Origin of the sequence: Amycolatopsis sp. lyj-112, from assembly GCF_046549055.1 — a bacterium.
Classification (GTDB): domain Bacteria; phylum Actinomycetota; class Actinomycetes; order Mycobacteriales; family Pseudonocardiaceae; genus Amycolatopsis.
On sequence record NZ_JAJPWS010000001.1, the window covers coordinates 995987 to 1021493 of the forward strand.

Consider the following 25507-nt stretch of genomic DNA (forward strand, 5'->3'; position numbering starts at 1 on the left):
AGCCACCGCGAGCGATCGAGAGATCGCCGGCGGTGGCTTCCTGTGTCGAGGGTCAGGAGACGGGCACGCTCGCCACGCCCTGAGCCAGGAACGGCTTGCCGTTGACCTTTTCGGACACACCGGCGCGGTCCAGGTACGGCGTGATGCCGCCGAGCCAGAACGGCCAGCCCGCACCGAGGATCAGGCACAGGTCGATGTCCTGGGCCTCGGCGACCACACCCTCGTCGAGCATGATCCGGATCTCCTCGGCGATCGCGGCCAGCGCGCGGTCACGCACCTGCTCGGACGTCGACGGCGAATCGCCGCGCTGCCAGAGTTCCGCGACCTCGGGGTCGACGGTGGCGTTGCCCTTGTCGTCCCACTGCCAGACGCCCTTCTTGCCCGCCTTCACGAAGCGGGCGAGGTTCTCGCTGACGGTGAACCGGTCCGGGAACGCCTCGTGCAGGGTTTCCCCGACGTGCAAGGCGATCGCCGGGCCGACCAGCTGCATCAGTGTCAGCGGCGTCATCGGCAGGCCCAGCGGCTCCAACGCCTTGTCCGCGACCTCGAACGGCGTGCCCTCGTCGACGGTCACCAGCACCTCGCCGAGGAAGCGCAGCAGCAGCCGGTTGACCACGAACGCGGACGCGTCCTTGACCAGCACGCTCGACTTCTTGAGCTGCTTGCCGACCGCGAACGCGGTGGCGAGGGCGGCGTCGTCGGTCTTCTCGGCGCGCACGATCTCCAGCAGCGGCATCACCGCGACCGGGTTGAAGAAGTGGAACCCGACCACGCGCTCCGGGTGCTTCAGCCGCGACGCCATCGCGGTGATCGACAGCGACGAGGTGTTCGTCGCCAGGATCGCCTCGGGGGAGACGTACTGCTCCAGGTCGGCGAAGACCTTCTGCTTGACGCCCAGTTCCTCGAACACCGCCTCGATCACGAAGTCGGCGTCGGCGAACGCGGACTTGTCGAGCGAACCGGAGACGAGTGCCTTCAACCGGTTCGCGCCGTCCGGCGAAACCCGCTTCTTGGCCAGGAGCTTGTCGATCTCACCGTGCACATAGGACACACCTTTGTCGACCCGGTCCTGGTCGACGTCGGTGAGCACCACGGGCACCTTGAGACGGCGGACGAACAGCAGCGCCATCTGGCTGGCCATCAGGCCCGCGCCGACGATGCCGACCTTGTTCACCTTGCGCGCCAACGACTTGTCCGGCGCGCCGGCCGGGCGCTTGGCCCGCTTGTTGACCAGGTTGAACGAGTACAGCCCGGCCCGCAGGGTGTCGTCCATGAGCAGTTCGGCGAGGCCGTCGGTCTCGGCCGCGTAGCCGCGGTCCAGATCGTTCTCCCGTGCCAGCTCCAGCAGCTCGACGGCCTTGGTCGCGCCCGGGGACGCGCCCTTCGTCCGTCCGTCCACAAGGGACTTGGCGCGGGCGATCGCGGCGTCCCAGCCGGCACCGCGGTCGATCTCGCGGCGGGCGGGGGTGATCTCGCCGTTGACGACCTTCGCCAGCCACAGCAGTGACTGTTCGAGGTAGTCGGCCGAGCCGAAGACCTCGTCGACGATGCCGAGCTCCGCCGCCTGCGCGACCTTGAGCATCTTGTTCTGCGCCAGCGCGTTCTCGATGATCACCGTGACGGCGGCGTCCGGCCCGATCAGGTTCGGCAGCAGCTGCGTGCCGCCCCAGCCCGGGAACAGGCCGAGGAAGACCTCGGGGAACGCGATCGCGGGGGTGTTCTCCGACAGCGTGCGGTAGTGGCAGGAGAGCGCGAGTTCGAGCCCGCCGCCCATCACCGCGCCGTTGATGAAACCGAAGGTCGGGATCTCGGTCTCGGTGAGGCGACGGAAGACGTCATGCCCGGTCTGCGCGATTTCCCGTGCCAGCGCAGGATCCGCGACCGCTTCGACACCGGAAAGGTCGGCGCCGACGGCGAAGATGAACGGCTTCCCGGTGACCGCGATCGCGGCGGGCTCCGCGGCGAAGGCGATGTCGATCGCGGCGTTGAGGCTCACCAGGCCCTGCGGGCCGAAGGTGCTGGGCCGGGTGTGGTCATGGCCGTTGTCCAAGGTGATCAGGGCGACCGGCTTGGTCAGACCGGGCACCTTCACCAGGCGCGCGACGGCGTTGGTGACGACCTCGTCGGGGAAGGCGGCTTTCGCCTGCTCAGCGGTGAAAGTCATTACTTCGCCCCCTCGAACGCCGGGTTTTCCCAGATCACAGTGCCGCCCATGCCGATGCCGATGCACATGGTGGTCAGGCCGTAGCGCACGTCGGGGCGCTCGGCGAACTGACGCGAAAGCTGCGTCATCAGCCGGACACCGGAGGACGCGAGCGGGTGGCCGCAGGCGATCGCGCCACCCCACTGGTTGACCCGGGGGTCGTCGTCGGCGACCCCGAAGTGGTCGAGGAAGGCCAGCACCTGGACGGCGAACGCCTCGTTGATCTCGAACAGGCCGATGTCGTCGATCGACAGGCCGGTGCGCTTGAACAGCTTCTCGGTGGCGGGCACCGGGCCGATGCCCATGACCTCCGGCTCGACGCCGGCGAAGGAGTAGCCGACGAGCCGCATGCCGATGGGCAGGCCGAGTTCGCGGGCGGTGTCCTCGTCGGCGAGAAGCGCCGCGGTGGCGCCGTCGTTGAGGCCGGCCGCGTTGCCCGCGGTGATCCGGCCGTGCGGGCGGAACGGCGTCTTCAGCCCGGCGAGCTGCTCCACGGTGGTACCCGGGCGCGGCGGCTCGTCCTCGGTCGCGAGCCCCCAACCCAATTCCTTCGAACGGGTGGCGACCGGGACCAGCTCGGGGCCGATCTTGCCGGTCTTCACCGCTTCGGCGTACTTCTCCTGGCTGCGCGCGGCGAAGGCGTCGGTGCGCTGCTTGGTGATCGCCGGGAACCGGTCGTGCAGGTTCTCCGCGGTCTGGCCCATCACGAGCGCCGTCGGATCGACGAGCTTGTCGGCGATGATGCGGGGGTTCGGGTCGACGCCCTCACCCATCGGGTGACGGCCCATGTGCTCGACGCCGCCGGCGATGGCGATGTCGTAGGCGCCGAAACCGATCCCGCTCGCGATGGTGGTTACCGCGGTCATCGCGCCCGCGCACATGCGGTCCAGCGCGAAACCGGGTACCGACTTCGGCAGGCCCGCCAGCAACGCGGCGGTGCGGCCGATGGTCAGGCCCTGGTCGCCGATCTGGGTGGTGGCGGCGATCGCCACCTCGTCGACGCGCTCGGGCGGCAGCTCGGGGTGCCGCCGCAACAGTTCCCGGATGGCGTTGACGACGAGGTCGTCGGCGCGGGTGCCGGCGTACATGCCCTTGTCGCCGGCCTTGCCGAAGGGCGTTCGCACCCCTTCGACGAAGGCGACATTGCGAACCGACCGCGCGTTCGGCGCGAGCGGTGTTGCTCCTGCGGCCACGAATGCTCCTGAAGTAGAGGTAGTCCTGACCGCACCCTAGCCCTGGTTACCCGTCGGTAACCAGGTTGGTGGCCCGGTCGAGTGGGGGAAGGCACACTCCCGTGGGTATCGGGGTCGGCCGCTTGGCCGATCCGGAGTCCGTCAGGAAATTGCTATGTTCGAAGTGATCAGGGGGAGGATCACCATGGCATCGTCGGGCCCGGCCGTCTCTCGCCGCGCGCTCCTGGGGATGGCGGCGCTGCTGCCGCTGGCGGCGTGCACCCGGGGGACGCCGCCGGCCCCGTCACCGCCACCCGCTCCGCCGCCTCCATCGCCGCCGCCGACCACGCGGCAGCACCACGATCGCTTGCTGGAGCTGGAGCGGAAGTTCGATGCCAGGCTCGGGGTGTACGCGCTCGACACCGGCGATGGCGGCACGGTCGAACACCGCGCGGACGAGCGGTTCGCGTTCTGCTCGACGTTCAAGGGCGTGGCGGCGGCCGCCGTCCTGCAGCGTAATCCGTTGTCGCACCTGGAAACCCGGGTCAGCTACTCCCGTGACGACCTGATGAAACACGCCCCGGTGACCGGGCAGCACGTGGCGACCGGGATGACGATCCGCCAGCTCTGCGACGCCGCCGTCCGGTTCAGCGACGGCACCGCGGGCAACCTCCTGCTGCGGGATCTCGGCGGCCCCGCGCAGCTGACGGCGTTCACCCGCAGCCTCGGCGACACGGTGACCCAGATGGACCGGGTCGAACCGGCGATCACCGAGGCCACGCCGGGCGATCCGCGGGACACCACGACACCGCGCGCGTTCGGCGCCGACTATCAGAAGATCGTGCTCGGGGACGCGCTCGCGGCCGACAAGCGCGACTTCCTCCGCGATCTGCTGCGGCGCAACACCACCGGCGCCCAGCGGATCCGCGCCGGACTGCCGCCGGGCTGGGTCGTCGCCGACAAGACCGGGACGGGGGACTACGGCACGATGAACGACATCGCCATCGTGTGGCCGCCGGACGGCGCCCCGATCGTGCTCGCGCTCATGTCCAGCAAGACGGCCAAGGACGCGCCTTACGACCAGGCGCTGCTCGCCGAGGCCGCGAAGTACGTGGTCGAAAAACTCGCCTAGTGAGCAATGGGATCACGTGAGTTCCGTCCCTGATCACACAAGATCCGGGACTGATCACGTGAGTGCGGCTTAGGAGCCGGTGGCGCTGGGGAGCAGGGCGGGGCAACCGCCGGTGGCGTAGGCCGGGTCGTATTCGAAATGCCACTTCTCGTTGTCGTAGCGGCGGCACCAGCCCAGCGCGCCGCCGTTCTTCTCCACCCAGGCGGCCGAGGCCAGCGGCTGGATGTCGACGGCGATTCCCTTGACGTGCATGGACGTCTCCGGCGTCAGCACGTACCGCTTGGCCAGTTCCTCGGTGCCGAAGCGCTGCACGGCGTTGTCGAACTCGCGCTGCTGCTGGCCGCGGCTGCGTTTGCCGTCGTTCACGCACAGGCTGATGTTCTGTTGCTTGGCCTTGGCGCGCAGCGTGTTCCACGCATCGAGGACGTCGGGACGAAGACCGACCGGCTGCTCGTCGACGTAGCGCTTGTCGAGAGCGCATTTCGGACCGGTCTCGGGTCCGGGGACCTCCTCGACGACCGCGAGCGCCTGGCCGGTCACCGGTTTGAAGGTGAACGGGAGGCCGCCCGTGGCGCCTAGCGACACCATCGCGATCCCGACGAGCCCCAGGGCCACGAGCACGCTGATCGCCGTCCGGCGGCTGCTCGCGACTGTGGTGGGCACCACCCCGAAGTTACCCGGCGCCGGGCGGGCCGCCACGGTTTGTGACGTTGTTCCCAGAATGCCCGAAGAAGCCAACCAAATCGGAAAAGGCCTGGTGAGCGGTGGGCTCGTGAGTGGCAATGACGGTTCTCACCACCATTACCACTCACGACCCCACGTTACCGGCTCAAATACCCGAGCCACCCTCCGAACGCCGTGATGTCCTCGGCGCCCTCGACGGCTCCGGGCTCGCAGACGAACCCGGACACCTCGCTCCCGTCGGCGAGGCGAACCTTCCCGATCGCCAGCGGCGCGGGGATCCCGGCCACGAACTCGCCGAATCCCGCGAGCGGCAGATCCCAGACCTCGGACTCGATCGGCGCGCCCCCGGAGGCGACCCGCACCAGACCGGGTTTGGGCGGCACGGTGTCCAGCGCGAACAGCCGGTACTCGGCCGCCGTCGGCCCCGCCGCGACGAACCGGCCGCCGCGCGACGTCAGTTCGTGGTTCAGCGGCTGCCCGCGCAGATGCGCGCCGACGACGGCGATCCGCGTCCGGCGCGGCACCGAGCGGGCGACGTCGGCGAGGATCCGGTCGGCGAACGCGGCGCCGACGAGCATCACGCCGAACGGCAGCCCGCCGACCGCACCGGCGGGAACGGCCAGTGACGACAGGCCCAGCAGGTTCGTCGAATTCGTGAACCGGCCCAGCCGGGAGTTCACCCCGAGCGGGTCGGCGTCGACTTCGGCGATCGTCGGATGCTCGGTCGTCGTGGGCAGCAGGACACAGTCCACAGTGGACAGCACTGCCGACGCTTCCCGCGAAAGGTCGTCGAGCGACGCGAGATCGGTGAACAGCCGATGTGCCGGGATGTCCTGGGCCGCGCTGATGATCCGCCGCACGGCCGGATCCACGACGTCGGGATGCGCGTCGATGAACTCGCCGACGGCCGAGTACCGCTCGGCCACGAAAGCGCCGTCGTACAGCAACCGCGAGGCGGCCAGGAACGCCGATATGTCGACAGGCACCAGTTCGGCGCCCGCGTCCCGATAGGACTCGGCCGCGGCGGAGAACGCCTCCGCCCAGCCTTCCTGCAACGGGCCCAACTCCTCCGGGACACCGATCCGGAAAGGACGGTGGACCACCGGGAGCTCGCGCGGCTCGCTCAGGCACGCGAACGCCGTCGAAGCCTCGTCGACCGTCCGCGCGAACACGGTCACGCAGTCGATGCTCCGGCAGGCGGGGACGACGCCGGTCGTCGGCAATAGCCCCCGTGTCGGCTTCAGGCCGACGATCCCGTTGAACGCCGCCGGCACCCGGCCGGATCCGGCGGTGTCGGTGCCCAGTGCGAGATCCGCGATCCCCAGCGCCACCGCGACGGCCGAACCGGAACTCGACCCGCCCGAAACGTACGCCGGATCGACCGCGTTGCGGACCGCGCCGTGCGGACTGCGCGTGCCGACCAGCCCGGTCGCGAACTGGTCCAGGTTGGTCGTGCCGAGGATCAGCGCCCCGGCCGCGCGCAACCGCGCCACGACGGGCGCGTCCTCGTCCGGCCGGTAGGCGTACTCGGGACACGCGGCCGTCGTCGGCAGCCCGGCGACGTCGATGTTCCCCTTGACCGCGGCGAGTTTCCCGTACAGCGGCAGGGATTCCCCGGCCGCCCGGCGGGCTTCCAGTTTCTCCGCGTCGGCGAGAACGTCGTCCTCGGGACGTAGGTCGATCCAGATCTCCGGCCGGTCGACCCGGGCGATCCGGTGGTACGCGGCCCGAACCCGCTCCTGCACACTCATCCCGCGCTCCTTCCGAGGACCACCAGCGGAGTGCCGGGGGCGACCTGCTCACCGGGGGAGACGAGTATCTCGACGACTTCCCCGTCGGCCGGGGCGGGGATCCGCGCCTCGGTCTTCATCGCTTCGAGGATCACCAGGGTCTCCGCCTGGTCGACCCGCTTGCCGGGTTCGACGTCGACCCGCCACACGGTGGCGGCGAACGGGGCTTCGACGACGTGGCCGCCGGGCGGTGCCTCGATCTTCGTGGTCGGGACCTTCGCCCCGGCCGGTTCCGGCCGCGGGTCGAACTCGCCCGCCGCCGCCCACGCCTGCCGTTCGGCCTCGAACGCCGTGCTCTGTTTCGTCCGGAACTCGGCGATGTCCGCGGCGTTGTCGGCCAGGAACCGTTCGTGGTCGGCGAGCGCGAACTCGCCGTCGGTGATGTCGAGTTCCAGTTCGCCCGCCGAGCTTCGCGCCCGCAGGTCCAGCAGTTCCTCGGCGGACACCGGATACCACGAGATCCGGTCGAAGAAGCGCAGCAGCCACGGGAACCCCGGCTCGAACGAACCCCGCTGCCGCCAGCCGCTCCACACCTGCACGGTCCGTCCGACGAACTGGTACCCGCCGGGGCCTTCCATGCCATAGATGCAGAGGTACGAACCGCCGATCCCGACCGAGTTCTCCGCGGTCCAGGTGCGGGCAGGGTTGTACTTCGTGGTGACCAGGCGATGGCGAGGATCCAGCGGCGTGGCCACCGGCGCGCCGAGGTAGACGTCGCCGAGCCCCAGCACGAGGTACTCCGCGTCGAACACCGTCCGGTAGACGTCGTCCACACTGGACAGACCGTTGACCCGCCGGATGAACTCGATGTTCCATGGGCACCACGGCGCGTCGTCGCGCACGCCGGCCATGTACCGCTCGATCGCCTCGCGCGTGGCCGGGTCGTCCCAGGACAGCGGCAGCCGCACGGTCCGGCTCGGTACCACGAGATCGGCGGTGCGCGGCAGATCGTGCTCCACCTCGCGGACGAGACCGAGCAGTTTCGAGACCGGCAACACGTCCGGGTCGACGTGGATCTGGAGCGAGCGGATGCCCGGCGTCAGGTCGACGACGCCACTGAGTCCTTCCGAGGCCAGCCTGTCGGCCAGGGCGTGGACCCGCATCCGCAAGGCCAGATCGAGTTTCATCGGCCCGTACTCGATCAGCAGGTTGTCGTCCCCGCTGCGCCGGTAGGTGACCTCCGGGTTCTCCTCCGAAGTGGACAGACGGCCGAGGATGCCGCCGTCGTCGATCGCCTTCCGGCTCGCTTTGACCGCGGTGCCGGGAGAAGTGCGCAGGGAGACGGCGTGCTCGGAGGTGATCGGCACGAACCGCACGGTGTCCCCGGGCCGCAACTGGCCGAGTTTCCAGCGTTGCCCGGTCACCACGGTGGCCGGGCAGACGAACCCGCCGAGGCTCGGCCCGTCCGGGCCCAGCAGGATCGGCAGGTCGCCGGTGTAGTCGACGGCGCCGATCGCGTACGGCGTGTCGTGGATGTTCGACGGGTGCAGGCCCGCCTCGCCGCCGTCCTCCCGTGCCCACGTCGGCCGGGGCCCGACGAGCCGGACGCCGGTGCGCGCGGAGTTGAAGTGCACTTCCCAGTCGGTGGCGTAGAACGTCTCGACGTCGTCCGGGGTGAAGAACTCCGGCGCCGCGTGCGGCCCCTCGGACGCGCCGATCTCCCAGTGTGTCCCGAAAACCGGGCGCTCGTCCTCGGGAACCACACCGCCGACGGCGTTCTCCGGAAGAGGCCCGGGGGAGAGGACGTCGCCGGTGGCGAGCGCGCGGCCGCCGTGCCCGCCGAAACCGCCCAGGGTGAACGTGGCCGCGCTGCCCAGGAAAGCCGGTACGTCGATCCCGCCGCGGACCAGGACGTAGGCGCGGAGACCGGCCGTGCCGGTGCGGACGTCGAGCACGCCGCCCGCGGGGATCTCGATCGGTGCCCACTGGGGAACGGTCTCGCCGTCGACGGTCACCGGGGAGGGAGATCCTGTGACGCAAACGATTGCGGCGTCGGTGAACCTCAGTGAAACACCGTCCACAGTGCACTCAAGCCCGGGTGCGCCTTCGGGGTTGCCCAGCGCGCGGTTGCCCAGCCGGAGCGAGAGGTCGTCCATCGGCCCGCTCGGCGGGACGCCCACGTGCCAGAACCCGAGCCGCCCCGGCCATTCCTGGACGGTGGTCATGGTGCCACCGCGCAGCACTTCGATCCTGGGGTCGGTGTCGGTGATCCCGTCGAGCGTCGCGGTGTCGTGCGTGACCTCGCGCAACCGCTCGTCTTCGGCGACCGCGCGCAGCTGGCCGAGGTTCGTGCGCACGCCGTCCACCCGGCTTTCCGCGAGCGCGGCGCCCAGTGCTGCGAGTGCCTCGGCCCGGTCCGCGCCGACGGTGATCACCTTGGCCAGCAAGGGGTCGTAGTGCGTGGTCACCCTCGTGCCGGCTTCCACCCAGGTGTCCACCCGGACTCCGGAGGGGAAATCGGCGCGGGTCAGCAGGCCGGCGCTCGGCCGGTGCCCGGCGGCCGGATCTTCGGCGTAGACCCGAGCTTCGATCGCGTGCCCGCGCGGCTCCGGGGTGGTGCCGAACATGCCGGCGTCCCCGTCGGCGAGGCGCAGCATCCACGCGACCAGATCGATCCCGTAGACCGCTTCGGTGACCGGGTGCTCGACCTGCAGCCGCGTGTTCACTTCGAGGAACGCGGCCTCTTCCCGGACCGGGTCGTAGATGAATTCGACCGTGCCCGCCGACCGGTAGCGCACCGACGCGCAGAGGTCGACGGCCGCCGAGACCAGTTTCTCGCGCATCGCCTCGGAAAGACCCGGTGCGGGGCACTCTTCGAGCACCTTCTGGTTGCGGCGCTGCAGAGTGCAGTCCCGCGTGCCGAGCGCCAGCACCTCACCCGCGCCGTCGCCGAACACCTGGACCTCGACATGCCGGGCGCGGGTCACCAGGCGTTCCAGGAACACGCCCGAGATCGAAAAACTCTTCGCCGCGATGCTCTGCACCGCGTCCCAGGCGTCCCGCAGTTCTTCGGCCGAGGCGCAGGCACGCATACCGATCCCGCCGCCACCGCCGGTGGCCTTGAGCATCACCGGATAGCCGATCTCGGCGGCCGCGGCTTCCGCGTCGGCGAGCGTGTCCAGCAGCCCGGTGCCCGGCAGGAGCGGGACTCCGGCGTCGACGGCCTTCGCTCGTGCGGTGTGCTTGCTGCCGAACACGTCCAGGTGCTCGGCGGAGGGTCCGGCGAACCGGATCCCGGCCTTCTCCGCCGCCCGGGCGAAGGCGGCGTCTTCGGACAGGAAGCCGTAACCCGGGTGGATCGTGCCCGCCCCGGTTTTCAGCGCGGCTTCGATGATGGCGTCACCGAGGAGGTAACTCTCCCTGGCGGGTGCCGGGCCGAGCCGGACGGCTTCGTCGGCGAGCCGTACGTGCGCGGCGGTGCGGTCGGCGTCGGAATAGACGGCGACCGTCGCGATGCCCATCTCCTTGGCGGTCCTCAGGATGCGGACCGCGATTTCCCCCCGGTTGGCGACGAGCAGCTTCACACGCCACCGCCGGTGACGATCATTCTGACCGCGGTCGGATCGAAACCGTTGCAGGGGTTGTTGATCTGCGGGCAGTTCGACACCAGGACGAGGACGTCGGTCTCGGCGCGCAGCTTCACTTCGAGGCCGGGTGCGGAGATGCCGTCGACGATGCCGAGTGTGCCGTCCTGTTCGACCGGCACGTTCATGTACCAGTTGACGTTGCTGACCAGATCCCGTTTACCGAGGCCCCATTTCGCGCCCTCGGTGAGGAAGTTCTCCACGCAGGCGTGCTGGTACCGCGTGTGCTGGCCGTACCGGAGGCTGTTGGACTCCTTGCTGCAGGCGCCGCCGATCGTGTCGTGCCGCCCGCAGGTGTCGCCGACGACGGTGAGCAGCGGCGCGCCCGCACCGGTGCGCAGCACGCTACCGGTGGTGAGGAAGATGTTGCGCTGCGCGGCGATCGTGGCCGCCGCGCTGTACCGCTGGGACGTGTCGGCGGCGTCGTAGCAGAGGAAGTCGACGGCCTGGTTGCCGCCGAGATCGATGATGGCGAGGGTCTCGCCGCGGCGCAGGACGGTGGAGTACGGCGCCCGCGCGGCGACCTCGGTGTCGGAGACGGTCTTCGTGGTCATGCCATCCCCCTGGCGGTGAGGTAGTCGGCGGTGTTCTCGAAGGCGCGCTGGGACTCGGGTGACGCGGTCCATTCCGGACTGTCCGGAGTGGACGGTGTGCTGCGCTGCGCGAGGACCTGCAACGGGGTGACCGTGTAGTCCGGGCGCGGGTCGAGCGGGTGTGCCACGTTGGCGATCAGGACGACGACCGGGAGTTCGGTGCGCAGGACCACGGATTTGCCCGGTCCGGCCGAACCGGTGAACGTCAGCCCGCCGTCGGCCTCGACGTGGATGCCCTGGAAGAACGAGAGGCTCGGCGGGAGGTCGCGCGGGGTGAGGCCGTTCTTCGCCGCGGCCAGCGTGAACAGCGCGTTCCCGGACGGCGATCCGCCCTGCGGGCTCCCGTCGCCGTAGCGTTCGGTGTTCCCGTCCACAGTGGACGTCCCGCACAGGGCGTCGTGTTTGCCGCTCTCGTCGGTGACGAGCGTCGCGAGCACCCGGGCCTGGTCCGAAAGCAGCGTCATCGCCTCACCGAGGTAGGCGTTCCACTGGACCTTCACCGTGTCCGCGGCGTTCAGCCGCTCCCACGGCCCCTCGGCGTTGAACAGCAGCAGATGCGCGCAGGCGTCGCCTTCGACGTCGGTCAGCCGGAGTTCGGTACCGCGGGCGAGCACCTTGTGCGTGTAGCCGCCGCCGGCGACGGTCTCGGCCCAGACCAGCTTCGCCGGGTCGACCCCGGGAGGCGGATCCGGCCAGGCGGACGCGGGGATGACGGGCATCGCCTCCGCGACCGTGCCCGCCTGGGCGCGCGCGTGATCGCGAGCGCCGTACGTGGTCGATGTCGTGCTCATGGAACCTTCCTTCAGGTCGCGGGGACGGGAACCGTGGTGAGCGCGGAGCGGCGGCGCCAGCAGAGGAAGCCGGTGAGCAGCGCGGCGCCGACGAACTCGATCGGGAACAACAGGGCCCAGGCGGAACCGGTGCCCGCCAGGTCGTAGATCTCGGCTCGTGGCCAAGCGATGTTGACGATCATCATCGCGCCGTACCCTACCGCCGCGACGTTGACCGGAAGAGCCCATCGCCCCAGGGAAAAATGGCCGGGTTCGGCGGTGAAACGGCCTTGGCGACGGCGCAGCAGCAGCGGTCCTGTGACCAGTAAGTAGGCCAGGTAGACCACGACCACCGACGTCGCGGTGATGGTGCTGAAGATGGTGGGGTTGCCGAGGTTCAGCAGGAGCAGCCCTATGGCGAGCAGACCGGACAGGACGGCGGGCGCGATCGGCGTACCGGTGCGGGCGTTGACCGCGGAAAGCCGTCCGGCGGCGGGAAGCGCGCCGTCGCGGGCCATCGCGTAGATCAGCCGCACGGTGCCGGTCTGGATGGTCAGGGTGCAGACGACGACGGCGATCGCGACGTCGGCGAGGAAGACCCGGCCCAAGGTGTCCCCGAAGACGGCCGTGATCACGTACGGCAGGCCCTTCCCGGCCAGCTGCCCGTCGGTCAGGCTCGGTGCGGCCATCAGCGCGGTGAGCACGACGGCGAGCCCGCCGATCCCGGAGATCAGGAGCGCGCGGAGCACGGCGCGCGGCGCGGTGCGGCGGGCGTCTTTGGTCTCCTCGGCGACCGAGGCGGCGGTGTCGAAACCGTAGAGGACGTAGGCCGCCATGAGCGCGGAAGCCAGCACGCCACCCGCTCCCGGGCTGTCGCCCGACGGCTGGAGCACGACCTGCGGACCGCGGACGGCGAACAGCGCGAGCCCGGCGATCAGCACCACGACCCCGACGAGTTCGGCCGCGACCCCGATGTCGTTGATCCGCGCCATGAGCCGGACGCCGCCGGCGTTGACCACCGTGGTGAAGACGATCAGCAGGGTGCCGAGCAGGACGGCGTTGGTGGCGCCGGTCGGCGACGTCACCGCGGGGTCGCCCCCGACGAGCTGGAAGCCGCTCCACACCGAGGGGAGCACCACCTGCAGCGCGATCGCCGCCGCGGCGAGCGCGACGACGCAGCCCAGCAGCATCATCCAGCCCGCGAGCCAGCCGGCGAAGCCGGGCACGAGATGTTTCGCCCACTGGTAAACGGAACCGGCCAGCGGGAAACGGGCGGCGAGTTCGGCGAAGGTGAGCGCGACGAACATTTGCCCGGCGAGCACGACCGGCCAGGTCCAGAAGAACAGCGTGTCGCCGAACGAATAGCCGAAGGCGAACAGCTGGAACACCGTGGTCAGGATGGAGACGAAGGAGAAACCGGCGGCGAAGGCGGAGAACCCGCCCAGTGTCCGGCGGAGTTCTTGGCGGTATCCGAAGGAAGAAAGGTCCTCGGAAGGCATGGCGGGACTCCCGTCACTGAAGGCTGATTTCGATCAGCTGACCGAAATTAAGCGCATGCGGGGTCCTTCCGATCTCCGCCCGGTAAGCGCGGTGTTAACAGATACCGGATTCGGTAACCTGATCCGACCGCCGGGCTTAACAAAGATCGCCGCGGAGAAATGGCAGGATCGGATAGATGACGAAAACGACCGGGGTCGGCAGACCGAGAGCCAGCGGTGCGGCGGCGAGCAAGCGGGAAGCGCGGCTCGCGGTACTGGACGCCGCGGGGGAGCTGTTCACCGGCGCCGGGTACGCGGCGACGACCACCCGGGCCATCGCCGAACGCTCCGGCCTGCGGCAGGCGTCGCTCTACTACCACTTTCCGTCCAAAGAGGACATTCTCGCGGCGCTGCTGCAGGACACCGTCCGGCCGTCGCTGGAGGTCGCCGGTGGGCTTTCGGCCGGTCAGGCACCGGTCGGCGTCCGGCTGTGGGCGCTGGCGTACGCGGACACCCATCTGCTCGGCAGCGCGCGGCACAACATCGGTGCGCTGTACCTGCTGCCGGAGATCGCTTCACCGAACCTGGCCCAGTTCCGGGCCGAGCGGGCGGAACTCAAGCGTGTCTACGGCGCGCTCGTCGCGGCGGCCGGGGTGCCGCCGGAGCTGCTGGCCATCCGGACGGATCTCGTGTTCGGGCTCGTCGAGAGCATCGCGATCGCCCGGCGTGACAACCCCGCCCTGGACGTCGAGGCGCACGCCGTCGAAGGCGCGGACTGCGTCCTGCGGATCTCCGGTCTCGGGGAACCGGACGAGGCCCTGCGCACTTCCGCGCGCGCTCTGCTGGAGAGCTGAAGGGCGTCAGGCAGCGGCGGCGGTCGAGTGCAGCGCTTTGCTCAGCGCCGTCGCGGTCAGCTCGATCTGCCACGGCCGGGCGCCGGCTTCGCGCAGGACGTCGGCGATCGAGTCCTCGCTCAGGTCGGCGGGCGGGCGCCAGCAGGTGCGGCGCACGAGTTCCGGCAGCAGCAGGTTCTCCACCGGCAGTCGCCGGTCCTCCGCGATCGCGGACAGTGCCGCACGCGCGGCCGCGAGCCGGGCGGCGGCGTCGGGATCCTTGTCGGACCAGCGATTCACCGGCGGCGGGCCGTCGGTCTGCTGCGCCGGGGTGGGCAGCTCGGCGGTCGGTAGCGCGCGGGCGGCCTGCAGATGGCGCAGCCAGCTCGAGGTGTACTTGCGCTGGACCCGGCCGCTGAACACCGGCAGTGCCTGCAGCTGCTCGACGGTCTTCGGGTCCGCGGTGACGGCGTTGATGATCGCGGTGTCGGGCAGGATCCGGCTCGGTGCGCGGTCGCGTTTGCGGGCGAGTTCGTCGCGCGCCTGCCACAGTTCGCGCACCGCGGCGAGCCCGCGGGCACTGCGGATCTTGTGCACCCCGGAAGTCCGGCGCCACGGCTCGGCCCGCGGTGCGGGCGGGGGCGCGGTGCGGACGGCTTCGAACTCCTGCTTCGCCCATTCGATCTTGCCCTGGGCGGTCAGCTCGGCTTCGAGCTTCTCGCGCAGTTCGATGAGCAGTTCGACGTCGAGGGCGGCGTAGTTCAGCCAGTCGACCGGGAGCGGGCGCTTCGACCAGTCGGCGGCGCTGTGTCCCTTCTCCAGCTGGTAGCCGAGAAGGAGTTCGACGAGGGTGCCGAGGGCGACACGTTCGTACCCGGCGAGACGCCCGGCGAGTTCCGTGTCGAACAGGCTCTTCGGGTGAAGATCGAGTTCGGCCAGGCACGGCAGGTCCTGTGAGGCCGCGTGCAACACCCATTCGGTGTCGTTGAGTACCTCCGCGAGGGGTTCGAGCTGTCCCTCGAGCGGAATGGGGTCGATGAGGAAGGAGCCGGCACCTTCGCGGCGCAGCTGGACCAGATAGGCCTTCGGCCAGTACCGGTAGCCGGACGCTCGTTCGGTGTCCACGGCGATGGCCCCGCTGCCGCCGGCGATCTTCGCGCAGGCTTCGGCGAGGGCTGTCGCGTCGGCGATGACCGGTGGAGTGCCCTCTGAAGGCTCGCGTAGCAGAACCGGAGCACTGGTGTCATCAGTGCCGGTCGTCGGGTCTGCCTGCGGTTCTCCGGGTCGGTCGCCTTCCATAGGTGAAGACCCTACGGGACGAGCGGACCGCGCCTGGTCCGCCCGCCCCGCAGGGCAGTTCGCCTTTGTCAGCGGATCACGCCGGCACGCATGGCCAGCGCCACCATCTGAGCCCGGTCACCCGTGCCGAGCTTGCGCCCGATGCGGGAGAGGTGAGACTTCACTGTGAGAGCGGAGAGGCTGAGTTCCTCACCGATCTCCTTGTTGGACTGGCCGTCGGCGACGAGTTGCAGCACCTCGACCTCGCGCGCCGAAAGCTCGCGCGGGGTGTTGTCGGTGCCGGCAACGCGGGTGCCGGTGGCCAGGACCGGTGCGACGCTCGGGTCTGCGTAGACGCCGCCCTCGAGCACCCTGCGGACGCCGTCGGTCACTACGACCGGCGATGCCGACTTGAGCAGGTATGCCTGGGCGCCGGCTTGGAACGCCGACCTGACCGCGTACGGGTCATCTGATGAAGCGAGCACCACTACTCGAGGCCAGCCATGGCTACGAAGTTCCGTAACCAGCTCGATGCCGCTGCCATCCGGCAGTCCGAGATCAAGGATCGCCAGGTCACAAGGCCCAGTGGCCTGTGCTCGCGCCCTTGCCTCGGCCACCGTGGCGGCCTCGTGGACGGTGCCCGCACCCATCTGTGCGAGTCTTGCTGAGATTGCCTCCCTCAACAACGGGTGATCATCTACCACCAACACGGAAAAAAGTTCTTCCCGCGGGTGGGGAACCATGCTCGCCGGCAAAGCACCGGCTGGCGTGGATCGGACGGCCTGAGAAATGCCGACGGTAGCCACGTCACTACCTCCCTGGAGTCGGTCGTGCCCCCCGACCGGCACCGGGACCTTCGGCCGTTCAGCCGCGCCAGCTTTAGACCGAAAGTGGTGTCGTCGAAGGCACTGTAGCCGGACTGAGGGCCTCACGGGGGGATCGAATGGGTATCTATCTCAAACCAGCGGTCACTCAGGGAGTTCGTTGTAACACGATCGGGCTAGTACACAGCCGGTGGCTAACACATCGCCGAAAGAACACGATGCACTTCAGTTACCGGGTTCGAATCGACTGTGCAGATGGCCCGTGCAGCTGCGGGTGCCGCCTCGTGAAGGCCTTGGCCACCTGTGTCTTAGACGGCGAAAACCGCCTCCGGCATGGGCATGATCAACTTGCCGGACGTTCATGATCGCTTCGCTCGGTGACCGTCGCGGTAACGCTCCGCAGGCGTCTCGGGGCGCTCCGGAGACCCGATCCGGACTACTTGATCTTGTTGCTCACCGTGACACTGTGAGTAGCACGAACGGGGTGGTCCAGACCTCCGTGCGGCCCACTGTGCGCTGGTCGGCGGCGGTCTAGGCCATCTGGCCCCACGAGGGGTCTCGACGGCGTACAGACGCTCTGAGGCCTTCGCGCCCTACGTACTCTCGCTCCCCGACGCGCTCCCGCGCGCTCTCGACGCGAGTCCGTGAAGGCCACCTTGAGGGACTCTGATTCCCTCAAGGTGGCCTTCACGGAACGTCGGGCGGGAGCAAGGGACCTTTAGTATCGCTAGCTTTCCTAGCGGCGCTAGTCGGCCGGAAGGCGCAAATTAACCCGAATGCCGGGTCTCGATTGCTGAGACCTCGGCGTGTCGAAGGGTGTCGAGGGGTGTGTCAGGAGGACTGGCGCTGCTCGAAGAGCGTCACGCCGACCGGCGGCAGCCCGACGACGCTCGCCATCACCTGGCAAAAGGCCTGCCCGTGCGACCGCAGAGCGGCGTCGGTCGGCGTCCAGGACGCCCTCAGCTCCAGGTCGTCGGTGCGCGAGGGGCCGGAGATGTCGCCGAAGCGGGCCGACGAGGTCTCGGTGACCGTCCCACCCAGCGCCGTCCACTCCGCGCCGGAGCTTTCCAGCGCATCGGTCAGCCAGGACCAGCCCACGGCCGGGAGGAAGGGATCGGTCGCCAGTTCCCGGTCGAGCTCCGCCCGCACGTACATGACCAGGCGCAGGACACCGTCCCAGCCTTCCTGGCCGTCCGGATCGTGCAGCAGCACCAGGCGTCCGGAGGCCAGCACGTCCGCCGGTCCTTCGACCTCGCAGCTCACCGCGTACGACCACGGAGCCAGGCGCCGCGGCGGGCGCATCGTCTCCAGCTGCACTTCGGGACGGGGCTGGACGGATTGCAACGCCGCGACGGCTTCACGGAAGAGGTCGGGTACTGACGTCATCGCGGTCACCAACCGACTGTAAGACGCCATCGCCGCGATCGGGGCGCAGACGCGCCGAGAGTAAGGGCTCGGAGACGTCATGGCACCATGAACACGATGTCTCCTTCAGCTGTTTCTCCCGCGCAGACCGTCCCCGCGGCCCGCCGTGCCCTGCCCGGCGCGCCGTTCCTGGCCGCCGCGCGCGGCGAACGGCCGGCCCACACCCCGGTGTGGTTCATGCGCCAGGCGGGCCGGTCGCTGCCCGAGTACCGGGCGCTGCGCGAGGGCACCTCGATGTTCGACGCCTGCTTCGACCCCGAGATGCTCGCCGAGATCACCCTCCAGCCGATCCGCCGTCACGGCGTCGACGCGGCCATTCTCTTCAGTGACATCGTCGTCCCGCTCAAGGCGGCGGGCCTCGACATCGACATCGTCGCGGGTACCGGCCCGGTCGTGGCCGAGCCGATCCGCGACGCCGCGGGCGTGCGCGCGCTGCCGGTGCTCGACCCGGAGCAGGTGGAGCGGGTCGCCGACGGGATCCGGCTGCTGGTCGGGTCGCTGGGCGAGACGCCGCTGATCGGCTTCGCCGGCGCGCCGTTCACGCTGGCCTCCTATCTCATCGAGGGCGGGCCGAGCCGCAACCACGAGCACACCAAGGCGCTCATGCACTCCGAGCCGCGGCTGTGGCACGAGCTCGCCGGGCGCCTGGCGGAGATGGCGATCACCTTCCTCAGTGCCCAGCTCGACGCCGGTGTCGACGCGATCCAGCTGTTCGACTCGTGGGCGGGCGCGCTCTCGGAGCGGGACTACCGCGAGTTCGTCCTGCCGCATTCGGCGAAGGTTCTGGACGCCGTCGCCGGGTACGGGGTGCCCCGGATCCACTTCGGCGTCGGAACCGGCGAGCTGCTGGTGGCCATGCGCGACGCGGGTGCCGACGTGGTCGGCGTCGACTGGCGTATCCCGCTCGACGAGGCCGTCCGGCGGCTCGGCGGCGGTGTCGTCCAGGGCAACCTCGACCCCGCGCTGCTGCACGCGTCCTGGCCGGTGCTCGAAGCGGAGATCCGGCGCATCCACGCCGAAGGCCGCGCGGCCGACGGCCACATCTTCAACCTCGGCCACGGCGTCCTGCCCGGCGTCGACCCCGATGTCCTGACGCGCGTGGTCGGGCTGGTGCACGAGCTTCGACCGTGAAGACCGTTGCCGTCGTCGGTGGCGGGATCTCCGGGCTGACCGCGGCCTACCGGCTGCGGACACTGCTCGGCGACGACGCTCGCATCGTCGTCTTCGAGGCGACGGACTCTCTCGGCGGGAAACTCCGCACGATCGAACTCGCCGGCGAACGCTACGACGTCGGCGCCGAGGCCTTCCTCGCCCGACGCCCCGAAGCTCTCGCGCTGGTACGCGAAGTCGGGTTGGGCGAGAGCCTCGTCCATCCGACCAAGGCCCGCGCGAAGATCCACGCCGGCGGTACCGTGCTCGGCCTGCCGCCGGGCACGGTCATGGGTGTCCCCGCCTCGGCCGACGCCGTCGCCGGGGTGCTGTCGGAGAAGGGACGCCGCCTCGTCGAGGCCGAGTCGTCGCTGCCGCCGGTGGATCTGCCCGCCGGGGACACGCCGCTCGGTCCGCTGCTGCGGGAGCGGTTCGGCGATGAACTGGTGGACCGGCTCGTCGATCCGCTGCTGGGCGGGGTCTACGCCGGGGGAGCGGACGGCCTCGGACTCCGCGCGACGATGCCCGGTCTCGCGTCGGCGGTCGATCGCGGCGCGCGGTCGCTCACCGAAGGCGCCGCTTCGCTCATGCCCGCCTCGCCGAGTACGGCGCCGGTCTTCGGGACTCTGCTGGGCGGACTCGGCACGTTGATCCAGCGGCTCGCGGAGCTTTCGCGTGCCGAGATCCGGACCGGGGTCACGGTGACGGCGCTGAACCGCACCGCGACTGGCTGGCTGATCGACGGTCTCGAAGCGGACTCCGTTCTTCTCGCCGTCCCGGCACCCTCGGCCAGGCGGCTGCTCGACGGTGTCGCCGGAGTGGCGTCGTCGGCGTTCGCGGACGTCGAACTGGCGTCGATGGCGGTGATCGCGCTCGCGTTGCCTGCCGGGACCGCGCTGCCCGAGTCTTCGGGCGTGCTGATCGGCGCGGGTGAACGGGACTCGGCGGGAAAACCGTTCGCGGCCAAGGCGTTCACCTTCTCTGCCCGTAAGTGGGCGCACTACGGCGAAGGCCCGGTGCTGGTGCGCGGGTCGGTCGGCCGGTTCGGCGAACCGGGCGCGCTGCACGCCGACGACGACGAACTCGTGCGCGTGATCCGCGACGACCTGGCCCGGCTGACCGGCGTCACCGCCGCGCCGATCGAGACGCTGGTGACCCGCTGGGGCGGCGGGCTCCCGCAGTACGGCACCGGTCACCTCGAACTCGTCGAGCGGATCGAAAGCGCCATCGCGGACGTCCCCGGGCTCGCCGTGGCCGGCGCGACACTGCACGGTGTCGGGCTCCCGGCGTGCATCGCCACCGCCGACGCGGCCGCCCGGCGCATCGCCGGGATCACACCGACCCACGAGGGCTCCTGAGCACGGGCAGTGCCAAGATGGCGGTATGGCGCGGCTGAACTACAACGAGCTCAATGACACCATCCGCTACACCGCCTGGTCGGTCTTCCGGGTCGAGCAGGGCAAGCTCGGCGAGGACCGCGCGAAGGCGGCTTCGGAGACCACCGAGTACCTCGACGCGCTCGAAGCCAAGGGTGTCGTCGTTCGCGGGGTGTACGACCTTTCGGGGCTGCGTGCCGACGCCGACTACATGATCTGGTGGCACGCCGAGGAGATCGAGCAGGTCCAGGCGGCCTACAGCGGTTTCCGGCACACGCCGCTCGGCCGCGCCTCGGTTCCGGTGTGGAGCCAGGTCGCGCTGCACCGCCCGGCGGAGTTCAACAAGAGCCACGTCCCGGCGTTCATCGCCGGTGAAGAGCCCCGCAAGTTCGTCTGTGTCTATCCGTTCGTGCGCTCCTACGAGTGGTACCTGCTGCCGGACGACGAGCGCCGCAAGATGCTCGCCGACCACGGCAAGGAGGCCCGCGACTACCCGGACGTCCGCGCCAACACGGTCGCGTCGTTCGCGCTCGGCGACTACGAGTGGATCCTGGCCTTCGAGGCCGACGAACTGCACCGGATCGTCGACCTGATGCGCCACCTGCGCGGCACCGAGGCCCGCCTCCACGTGCGCGAGGAGATCCCGTTCTACACCGGGACCAAGGTGGCGCCCGCCGAGCTGATCGCCCTGCTGCCCTAGTGAACGCATCAGTGGACGCGCGCGTCTGGACCACGCTCACCGGCGACACCCTCGCCGAAGACGCCGTCGAGGTCACCGGCCCCGAATCCGTGCTGCCCGGCACCTTCCGGATCGAGGAGGTGGCGACGACGAGCATCGCCGCGGCGACCCTTTCCGCCGGCGAACTGCTGCGGCTGCGGGGGATCGAACCGGGCCGGGTCTCGGTCGACACCCGGCACGCGGCGGCGTCGTTCCACAGCGAGAGCCACATCCGGGTCGACGGGGAACCGGTGCCGTTCAGCGCGCCGCTGTCCGGCGACTACCGCGCGAACGACGGCTGGGTGCGGCTGCACTGCAACTACCCGCGCCACGTCTCGGCCGTGTGCTGGGGACTCGGCGTGCCCGCGACGCGCGCCGCGTTCGAAAAGGTCGTGGCGGCCAAGTCGAAGTTCGAGGTCGAGTCGGCGGTGGTCGGTGCCGGCGGCGCCGCGGCCGTGCTGCGCACCCGCGAGGAATGGCTGGCGCACAAGCAAGGACAGGCCTCCGCCACACTGCCGGTCGCCGACATCCGGACGCTCGGGCCGTCCGAACCGGTACGGCTGTTCGAATCCGACCGGCCGCTGGGCGGGGTACGGATCCTGGACCTGACCCACGTCATCGCCGGCCCCGTCGCGGGCCGCGTGCTCGCCGCGCACGGCGCCACCGTCATGCACATCGGGTCGGCCCAGCTGCCGACCGTGCCGCCGCTGGCCGTCGACACCGGCATGGGCAAACTCTCGGCGTATGTCGACCTGGAGACCGAAGCCGGACGCTCACGGCTGCGCAAGCTGATCGCCCGCGCCGACGTCGTCCTCCAGGGTTTCCGGCCGGGATCGTTGGTGGCCAAGGGTTTCTCTCCGGAGGCGATCGCCGAACTCCGGCCGGGGATCGTGATCGCGGACCTGTCCGCCTATGGCTGGGAAGGGCCGTGGGCGCGCAGGCGCGGCTTCGACAGCCTGGTGCAGATGGCGTCCGGGATCGCCGACGAAGGCGGGAAGATCGCCGGGCTCGACGGTCCGGGACCGCTGCCGGTGCAGGCGCTCGACCACGCGACCGGCTGGCTCACCGCGGCGGCGATCATGACCGCCGTCCGCCGCGCCGCCACCGACGGCGGCACCCAGCACGTCCGGACGTCGCTCGCCGGAACCGGGCATTGGCTGGACTCGTTGGGGCGTAAGGATTCTGAGGTGTCCGAGTTCGACGTCGCCGAGTTCCTGGAAGACGCCGACAGCCCGCTCGGACGGCTGACCCGGGTGAAGATGGCGGGTGTGCTGCCGGGATCGAATCCGTGGTGGGTAGAGGGAACGCGCGTGCCGGGGAGCGACCGAGCCGTTTGGTGACCCGCGAGTACCGCAACTAGAGGACTAAACGCGGCGTGACCACCAGGGCTTGCGCTTCGGTTTCGGTATTTCGCCGCGCTCGACGAGCCAGGTGCCGAACGCGTCCGCGTAGGCCCGCGCGCGGATCGCGTCGGTCTTCGGATGGCTCGCCATGTACTCGCGGAACAGTGCGGGCAATCGGTCGCCGAGCGCTTCCGCGAGGTCGGGCCGCAGGTAGGCGGCCAGCCTGCGCTGCTTGTTCCGCAGGACGTTCGCCTCGATGCGGAGCCTGTCCGCGTCGAAGCCCGCCGGGGCGTCACCGCCGGTGAGGAGCGCCTTGAGCAGTTCGGCCTGCTGTCCGGCGAGCCGTTTCCGGGGCGAGGTCACGGCGAGACCGCTTCCCGTAGCGCGGCCAGCTCGGCCGCCAGTTCGCTGTCGGGCGGGTAGTCGTCGTCCCGTTCCAGCAGCACCCCGGGCGGCGCTGTACGTTTCCGAAGCTCTCTGAGCAGGTCCAGTACTTCCGGTACCACCGGATGGGCGTGTGTGTCGTGGTAGACGCCGTCGCGTTCGACGCCGCCGGCCATGTGGACGTAAGCCAGTCGCTCCCAAGGGATCTCGTCGAGGAACCGTCCGGGATCGGTGCCGACGTTGCGTGCGTTGGCGTACAGGTTGGCGACGTCGATGATCAGCAGGCAGCCGGTCCGCTCGGTCAGCTCCCGCAGGAATTCCGACTCGGAGAAGTCCGCCTCCGGCCATTCCAGCACCGCGGCGATGTTCTCCACCGCGAACGGTACGTCCACAATGGACTGAGTCAGCTTGACGTTGTCCACCAGGACATCGAGCGCTTCCCGGGTGCGGGGGAGCGGCATCAGATGGCCCGAGTCGAGACCGCCCGCGCGCACGAAGCACACGTGGTCACTGGCCATCGGCGCGCCGAGCTCGCGGGTGATCTCCGCGAGGTGCTCGACGCGCGCGGTGTCCAGCGGTTCGGCCCCGCCGAGTGACAGCGAGACGGCGTGCGGCAGGACCGGGATCCCCTTCTCCCGCAACGCGACCAAGGTCTCGGGGAGATGCCCGGCGTGCAGGTTCTCCGCGACGACCTCGACCCAGTCGACGCCGGGCAGCCGCGCGATCGACAGGTCCAGCTCGTGCCGCCAGCCGATCCCGATCCCGAGCCGCCCGGGTCCGTCAGCCACCACAGCCTCCGCCGCCCCCGCCGCAGGAGCTGCCACCGCCACCGCCGCCGCACGAGCTTCCGCCCGAGGAACCGGTGCTACAGGTGCTGCCTCCGGACGAGCCGCCGCCAAAGCCACCCGAAACGGGAGGCGGGATCAGCGCGGCGCTCAGTTCCTCGTCCGGGTAAAACGCGAGCCCGCCGAGCGCGACCGCCACCGCGGCGCCGCCCAGCACGGCGCCACCGGCCGCGCCGCCCACCGCCGCACCGTGGGAGATCCCGCGCTTGCGCTCCCGTCCGTGGGCGGACTTGGCCCGGTGGAGGACCCGGCTGCCTTCGCTGGTCGGGCGCGGGCCGGTCCTCTTCTTCTTGACGGCCCTGGCGACCAGCGTCGCGAACAAGGCCGCGATCAGCAGCGGGATCAGGAAGCCGATCGGGCGGTCGCGGGAGATCCCGGCGAACAGGCGCACCACGCCGAGGACGAACACGGCCAGGTAGAGGCCGAACACGACCCGGCGGATCTGCGGCGTCGCGTCGGCGACGAGGAGCCCTCGCGCTTCGAGACCCTTGGCGAGCGCCTGCATCGGCCCCGACATCCGCAGGCGGTCGCGAATGCCGCGGGTCGTGTTGCTGTAGCCCGGCTTGGCTCCCTTGGCGACGGCCCTTTCGATGGGGTCCGCGGGCTCGGCTCCCGTCAGCTGCAGCTGCTTCGAGCTGCTGACCCGCAGCGTCCCGCGATCGACCAGCGCCGCGATGGCCGTGTCGACCACCCGGTCCGGGCCGCCGGCGAGATAGGCGAGTTCGTAGGTCGTCGGCTGAGGCCCGGAAACGGCGGCGCGCGGTGCCTTGCGGCCCAGCTTGACCGCGATCGTCCACAAGAGAGCGACGATCAGCGGCAGCACCAGCAGAACGGCGTAGATCGCCAGGAAAGTGGGTCCGGGGATGCCCCAGGTGTCGTCCATCGCACGGGCCTTTCGCGAGCAGGTGCACTTACCGTAGTCGGACGCTTTTCGGTCCGGTCGTGGTTCCGTTGAGCCGCATTCGAGCAGGAAGGGGAATCCCGCACGACGGTCGTTCAGCCGTCAGCCGTCAGCCGTCAGCCAGAGCCGCCACCACCGTCGCTGCCACCACCACCCCCGCCGCCGCACGAGTGGCCGCCGGAACCGCCCAGCCCGGCCATCAGGATTCCGAAGTCGTCGCCCCCTCCGTACGTGTTGCGGCTGAGTCCACGTCCTGGCCATCGGCGGAGTTTCGCGAGGGCGTGACCGCCGGTTCCGGTCACGGTGAGAGTGCGGGTCAGTGCCGGGGCCAGGGCCTGGTCGGGATAGGCGGAAAGGCCACCGAGCGCCACGGCTCCCGGCGCACCGGCGACGAGACCGCGATCTTCGGCCGCCTCGGCGAGCACTCGGCGGCCCGCCCGGGTGGGCCGGCCTTGATGCCGGGTGCGGCCGAAACGCAAGGCCGCGAAGGCCGACCCGAGTACCGCGGCCACGAGAACGGCCAAGAGCACGGTCGGGGAGCCGATCCCTTCGACCAGCCCGGCCGCGAACAGCACGACGTAGCAGACCGAGGCGATCCGCCAGCCGACTTTCCGCCGCCCCTCCGGTACGAGCAACCCGCGGTCCGCGAGGTCTTCGCGCAGCGTCCGGATCGCCTCGCCGCGGCTCAGATACCAGCGGAGCCGGAATCCTTGGATCCGTGGGAGAAGCTCGACGATCTCCTTGCCGACGGCGTCGACCGGTTCGAGCGGGGTCCGGTAGAGCCTGCCGGAGCCGGCGATCCGGACCTGCTCGCGTTCGAGCAGGGCGGCGATCACCGTGTCGGTGACGCGGTCCGCGCCGCCGGCCAGCGCGGCCACGTGCCGGACGGTCGGCAGCCTGCCGCCGTCATGGAACCCCCGGCGGAGCCACGCCGCGTGCAGCCCCGCGAGCGCGGCGGGCAGGACTGCACAGGCGGCGTAGATCCAGGCGAAAGCCGGTCCGCTGATACCCCACGGTCCGTTCAT

The 25507-nt window shown here is 70.2% G+C and carries 21 protein-coding genes; 6 read left to right on the plus strand and 15 right to left on the minus strand.

Annotation, left to right across the window (positions count from 1 at the left end; translation table 11 throughout):
- Window positions 1-52: 52 nt before the first annotated feature.
- Complete coding sequence (locus ACLJRL_RS04795; protein WP_410654750.1) at window positions 53-2164, minus strand: 3-hydroxyacyl-CoA dehydrogenase NAD-binding domain-containing protein; 2112 nt, start codon at window positions 2162-2164, stop codon at window positions 53-55.
- On the minus strand, window positions 2164-3396 hold the full coding sequence (locus tag ACLJRL_RS04800) for a thiolase family protein (protein ID WP_410654751.1): 1233 nt from the start codon (window positions 3394-3396) through the stop codon (window positions 2164-2166). The genes ACLJRL_RS04795 and ACLJRL_RS04800 overlap by 1 nt, the downstream gene beginning before the upstream one ends.
- A 184-nt stretch (window positions 3397-3580) precedes the next feature.
- On the opposite strand from ACLJRL_RS04800, the gene bla reads away from it, so the two are divergent.
- On the plus strand, window positions 3581-4507 hold the full coding sequence (gene bla / locus ACLJRL_RS04805) for a class A beta-lactamase (RefSeq protein ID WP_410654752.1): 927 nt from the start codon (window positions 3581-3583) through the stop codon (window positions 4505-4507).
- A gap of 69 nt (window positions 4508-4576) precedes the next feature.
- Here the strand turns inward: bla and ACLJRL_RS04810 are convergent, their stop codons facing one another.
- From ACLJRL_RS04810 to ACLJRL_RS04835, 6 genes are all read right to left on the minus strand, one after another.
- Window positions 4577-5170, minus strand: a complete 594-nt coding sequence (locus ACLJRL_RS04810) for a D-alanyl-D-alanine carboxypeptidase family protein (RefSeq protein ID WP_410654753.1) — start codon at window positions 5168-5170, stop codon at window positions 4577-4579.
- Between the two features lie 158 nt (window positions 5171-5328).
- Window positions 5329-6942 carry an allophanate hydrolase gene (gene atzF, locus ACLJRL_RS04815; protein ID WP_410654754.1) on the minus strand — a complete coding sequence of 538 codons (1614 nt, stop codon included), beginning with the start codon at window positions 6940-6942 and terminating at the stop codon, window positions 5329-5331.
- On the minus strand, window positions 6939-10505 hold the full coding sequence (gene uca / locus ACLJRL_RS04820; protein WP_410654755.1) for an urea carboxylase: 3567 nt from the start codon (window positions 10503-10505) through the stop codon (window positions 6939-6941). The genes atzF and uca overlap by 4 nt, the downstream gene beginning before the upstream one ends.
- Window positions 10502-11119 carry an urea amidolyase associated protein UAAP2 gene (locus ACLJRL_RS04825; RefSeq protein ID WP_410654756.1) on the minus strand — a complete coding sequence of 206 codons (618 nt, stop codon included), beginning with the start codon at window positions 11117-11119 and terminating at the stop codon, window positions 10502-10504. The genes uca and ACLJRL_RS04825 overlap by 4 nt, the downstream gene beginning before the upstream one ends.
- The gene (locus ACLJRL_RS04830) at window positions 11116-11949 is read right to left on the minus strand and encodes an urea amidolyase associated protein UAAP1 (protein WP_410654757.1); all 834 of its coding nucleotides are present in this window, start codon (window positions 11947-11949) and stop codon (window positions 11116-11118) included. Before ACLJRL_RS04830 ends, ACLJRL_RS04825 begins: the two co-directional genes overlap by 4 nt.
- A gap of 11 nt (window positions 11950-11960) precedes the next feature.
- Window positions 11961-13427 (minus strand): amino acid permease, encoded by a 1467-nt coding sequence (locus ACLJRL_RS04835; RefSeq protein ID WP_410654758.1) that lies wholly within the window; start codon window positions 13425-13427, stop codon window positions 11961-11963.
- 176 nt (window positions 13428-13603) lie between these two features.
- Between ACLJRL_RS04835 and ACLJRL_RS04840 the strand changes: the two genes are divergently transcribed.
- A complete protein-coding gene (locus ACLJRL_RS04840) occupies window positions 13604-14260 on the plus strand; it encodes a TetR/AcrR family transcriptional regulator (protein ID WP_410654759.1) in 657 nt (218 codons plus the stop codon).
- 6 nt (window positions 14261-14266) lie between these two features.
- On the opposite strand, the gene ACLJRL_RS04845 is transcribed toward ACLJRL_RS04840, so the two are convergent.
- From ACLJRL_RS04845 to ACLJRL_RS04855, 3 genes are all read right to left on the minus strand, one after another.
- Window positions 14267-15538, minus strand: coding sequence for an HRDC domain-containing protein (locus tag ACLJRL_RS04845; protein WP_410654760.1), 1272 nt, complete (start codon window positions 15536-15538; stop codon window positions 14267-14269).
- A 68-nt stretch (window positions 15539-15606) separates the two neighbouring features.
- On the minus strand, window positions 15607-16323 hold the full coding sequence (locus ACLJRL_RS04850; protein WP_410654761.1) for a response regulator: 717 nt from the start codon (window positions 16321-16323) through the stop codon (window positions 15607-15609).
- 849 nt (window positions 16324-17172) lie between these two features.
- A complete protein-coding gene (locus tag ACLJRL_RS04855; RefSeq protein ID WP_410654762.1) occupies window positions 17173-17736 on the minus strand; it encodes a DUF3000 domain-containing protein in 564 nt (187 codons plus the stop codon).
- Window positions 17737-17823: 87 nt separating this feature from the next.
- Between ACLJRL_RS04855 and hemE the strand changes: the two genes are divergently transcribed.
- Genes hemE through ACLJRL_RS04875 form a run of 4 tightly spaced genes read left to right on the plus strand, consistent with a single transcriptional unit; the run spans window position 17824 to window position 22349 of the window.
- Window positions 17824-18897: a uroporphyrinogen decarboxylase gene (gene hemE, locus ACLJRL_RS04860; RefSeq protein ID WP_410654763.1), complete on the plus strand. Its 1074-nt coding sequence runs from the start codon at window positions 17824-17826 to the stop codon at window positions 18895-18897.
- Window positions 18894-20273: a protoporphyrinogen oxidase gene (gene hemG / locus ACLJRL_RS04865; protein WP_410654764.1), complete on the plus strand. Its 1380-nt coding sequence runs from the start codon at window positions 18894-18896 to the stop codon at window positions 20271-20273. The genes hemE and hemG overlap by 4 nt, the downstream gene beginning before the upstream one ends.
- A 25-nt stretch (window positions 20274-20298) precedes the next feature.
- Window positions 20299-20991: a hydrogen peroxide-dependent heme synthase gene (gene hemQ, locus ACLJRL_RS04870; protein ID WP_410654765.1), complete on the plus strand. Its 693-nt coding sequence runs from the start codon at window positions 20299-20301 to the stop codon at window positions 20989-20991.
- Between the two features lie 11 nt (window positions 20992-21002).
- Complete coding sequence (locus tag ACLJRL_RS04875; protein WP_410655163.1) at window positions 21003-22349, plus strand: CoA transferase; 1347 nt, start codon at window positions 21003-21005, stop codon at window positions 22347-22349.
- Between the two features lie 24 nt (window positions 22350-22373).
- Here the strand turns inward: ACLJRL_RS04875 and ACLJRL_RS04880 are convergent, their stop codons facing one another.
- The 4 genes from ACLJRL_RS04880 to ACLJRL_RS04895 form a co-directional block, all read right to left on the minus strand.
- Entirely contained in the window at window positions 22374-22715 is a 342-nt protein-coding gene (locus tag ACLJRL_RS04880; RefSeq protein WP_410654766.1) for a hypothetical protein, read from the minus strand.
- Complete coding sequence (locus ACLJRL_RS04885) at window positions 22712-23524, minus strand: DUF692 domain-containing protein (protein ID WP_410654767.1); 813 nt, start codon at window positions 23522-23524, stop codon at window positions 22712-22714. Before ACLJRL_RS04885 ends, ACLJRL_RS04880 begins: the two co-directional genes overlap by 4 nt.
- Window positions 23517-24464, minus strand: coding sequence for a TIGR04222 domain-containing membrane protein (locus ACLJRL_RS04890; protein ID WP_410654768.1), 948 nt, complete (start codon window positions 24462-24464; stop codon window positions 23517-23519). Before ACLJRL_RS04890 ends, ACLJRL_RS04885 begins: the two co-directional genes overlap by 8 nt.
- A gap of 134 nt (window positions 24465-24598) precedes the next feature.
- Window positions 24599-25507, minus strand: a complete 909-nt coding sequence (locus tag ACLJRL_RS04895) for a TIGR04222 domain-containing membrane protein (protein WP_410654769.1) — start codon at window positions 25505-25507, stop codon at window positions 24599-24601.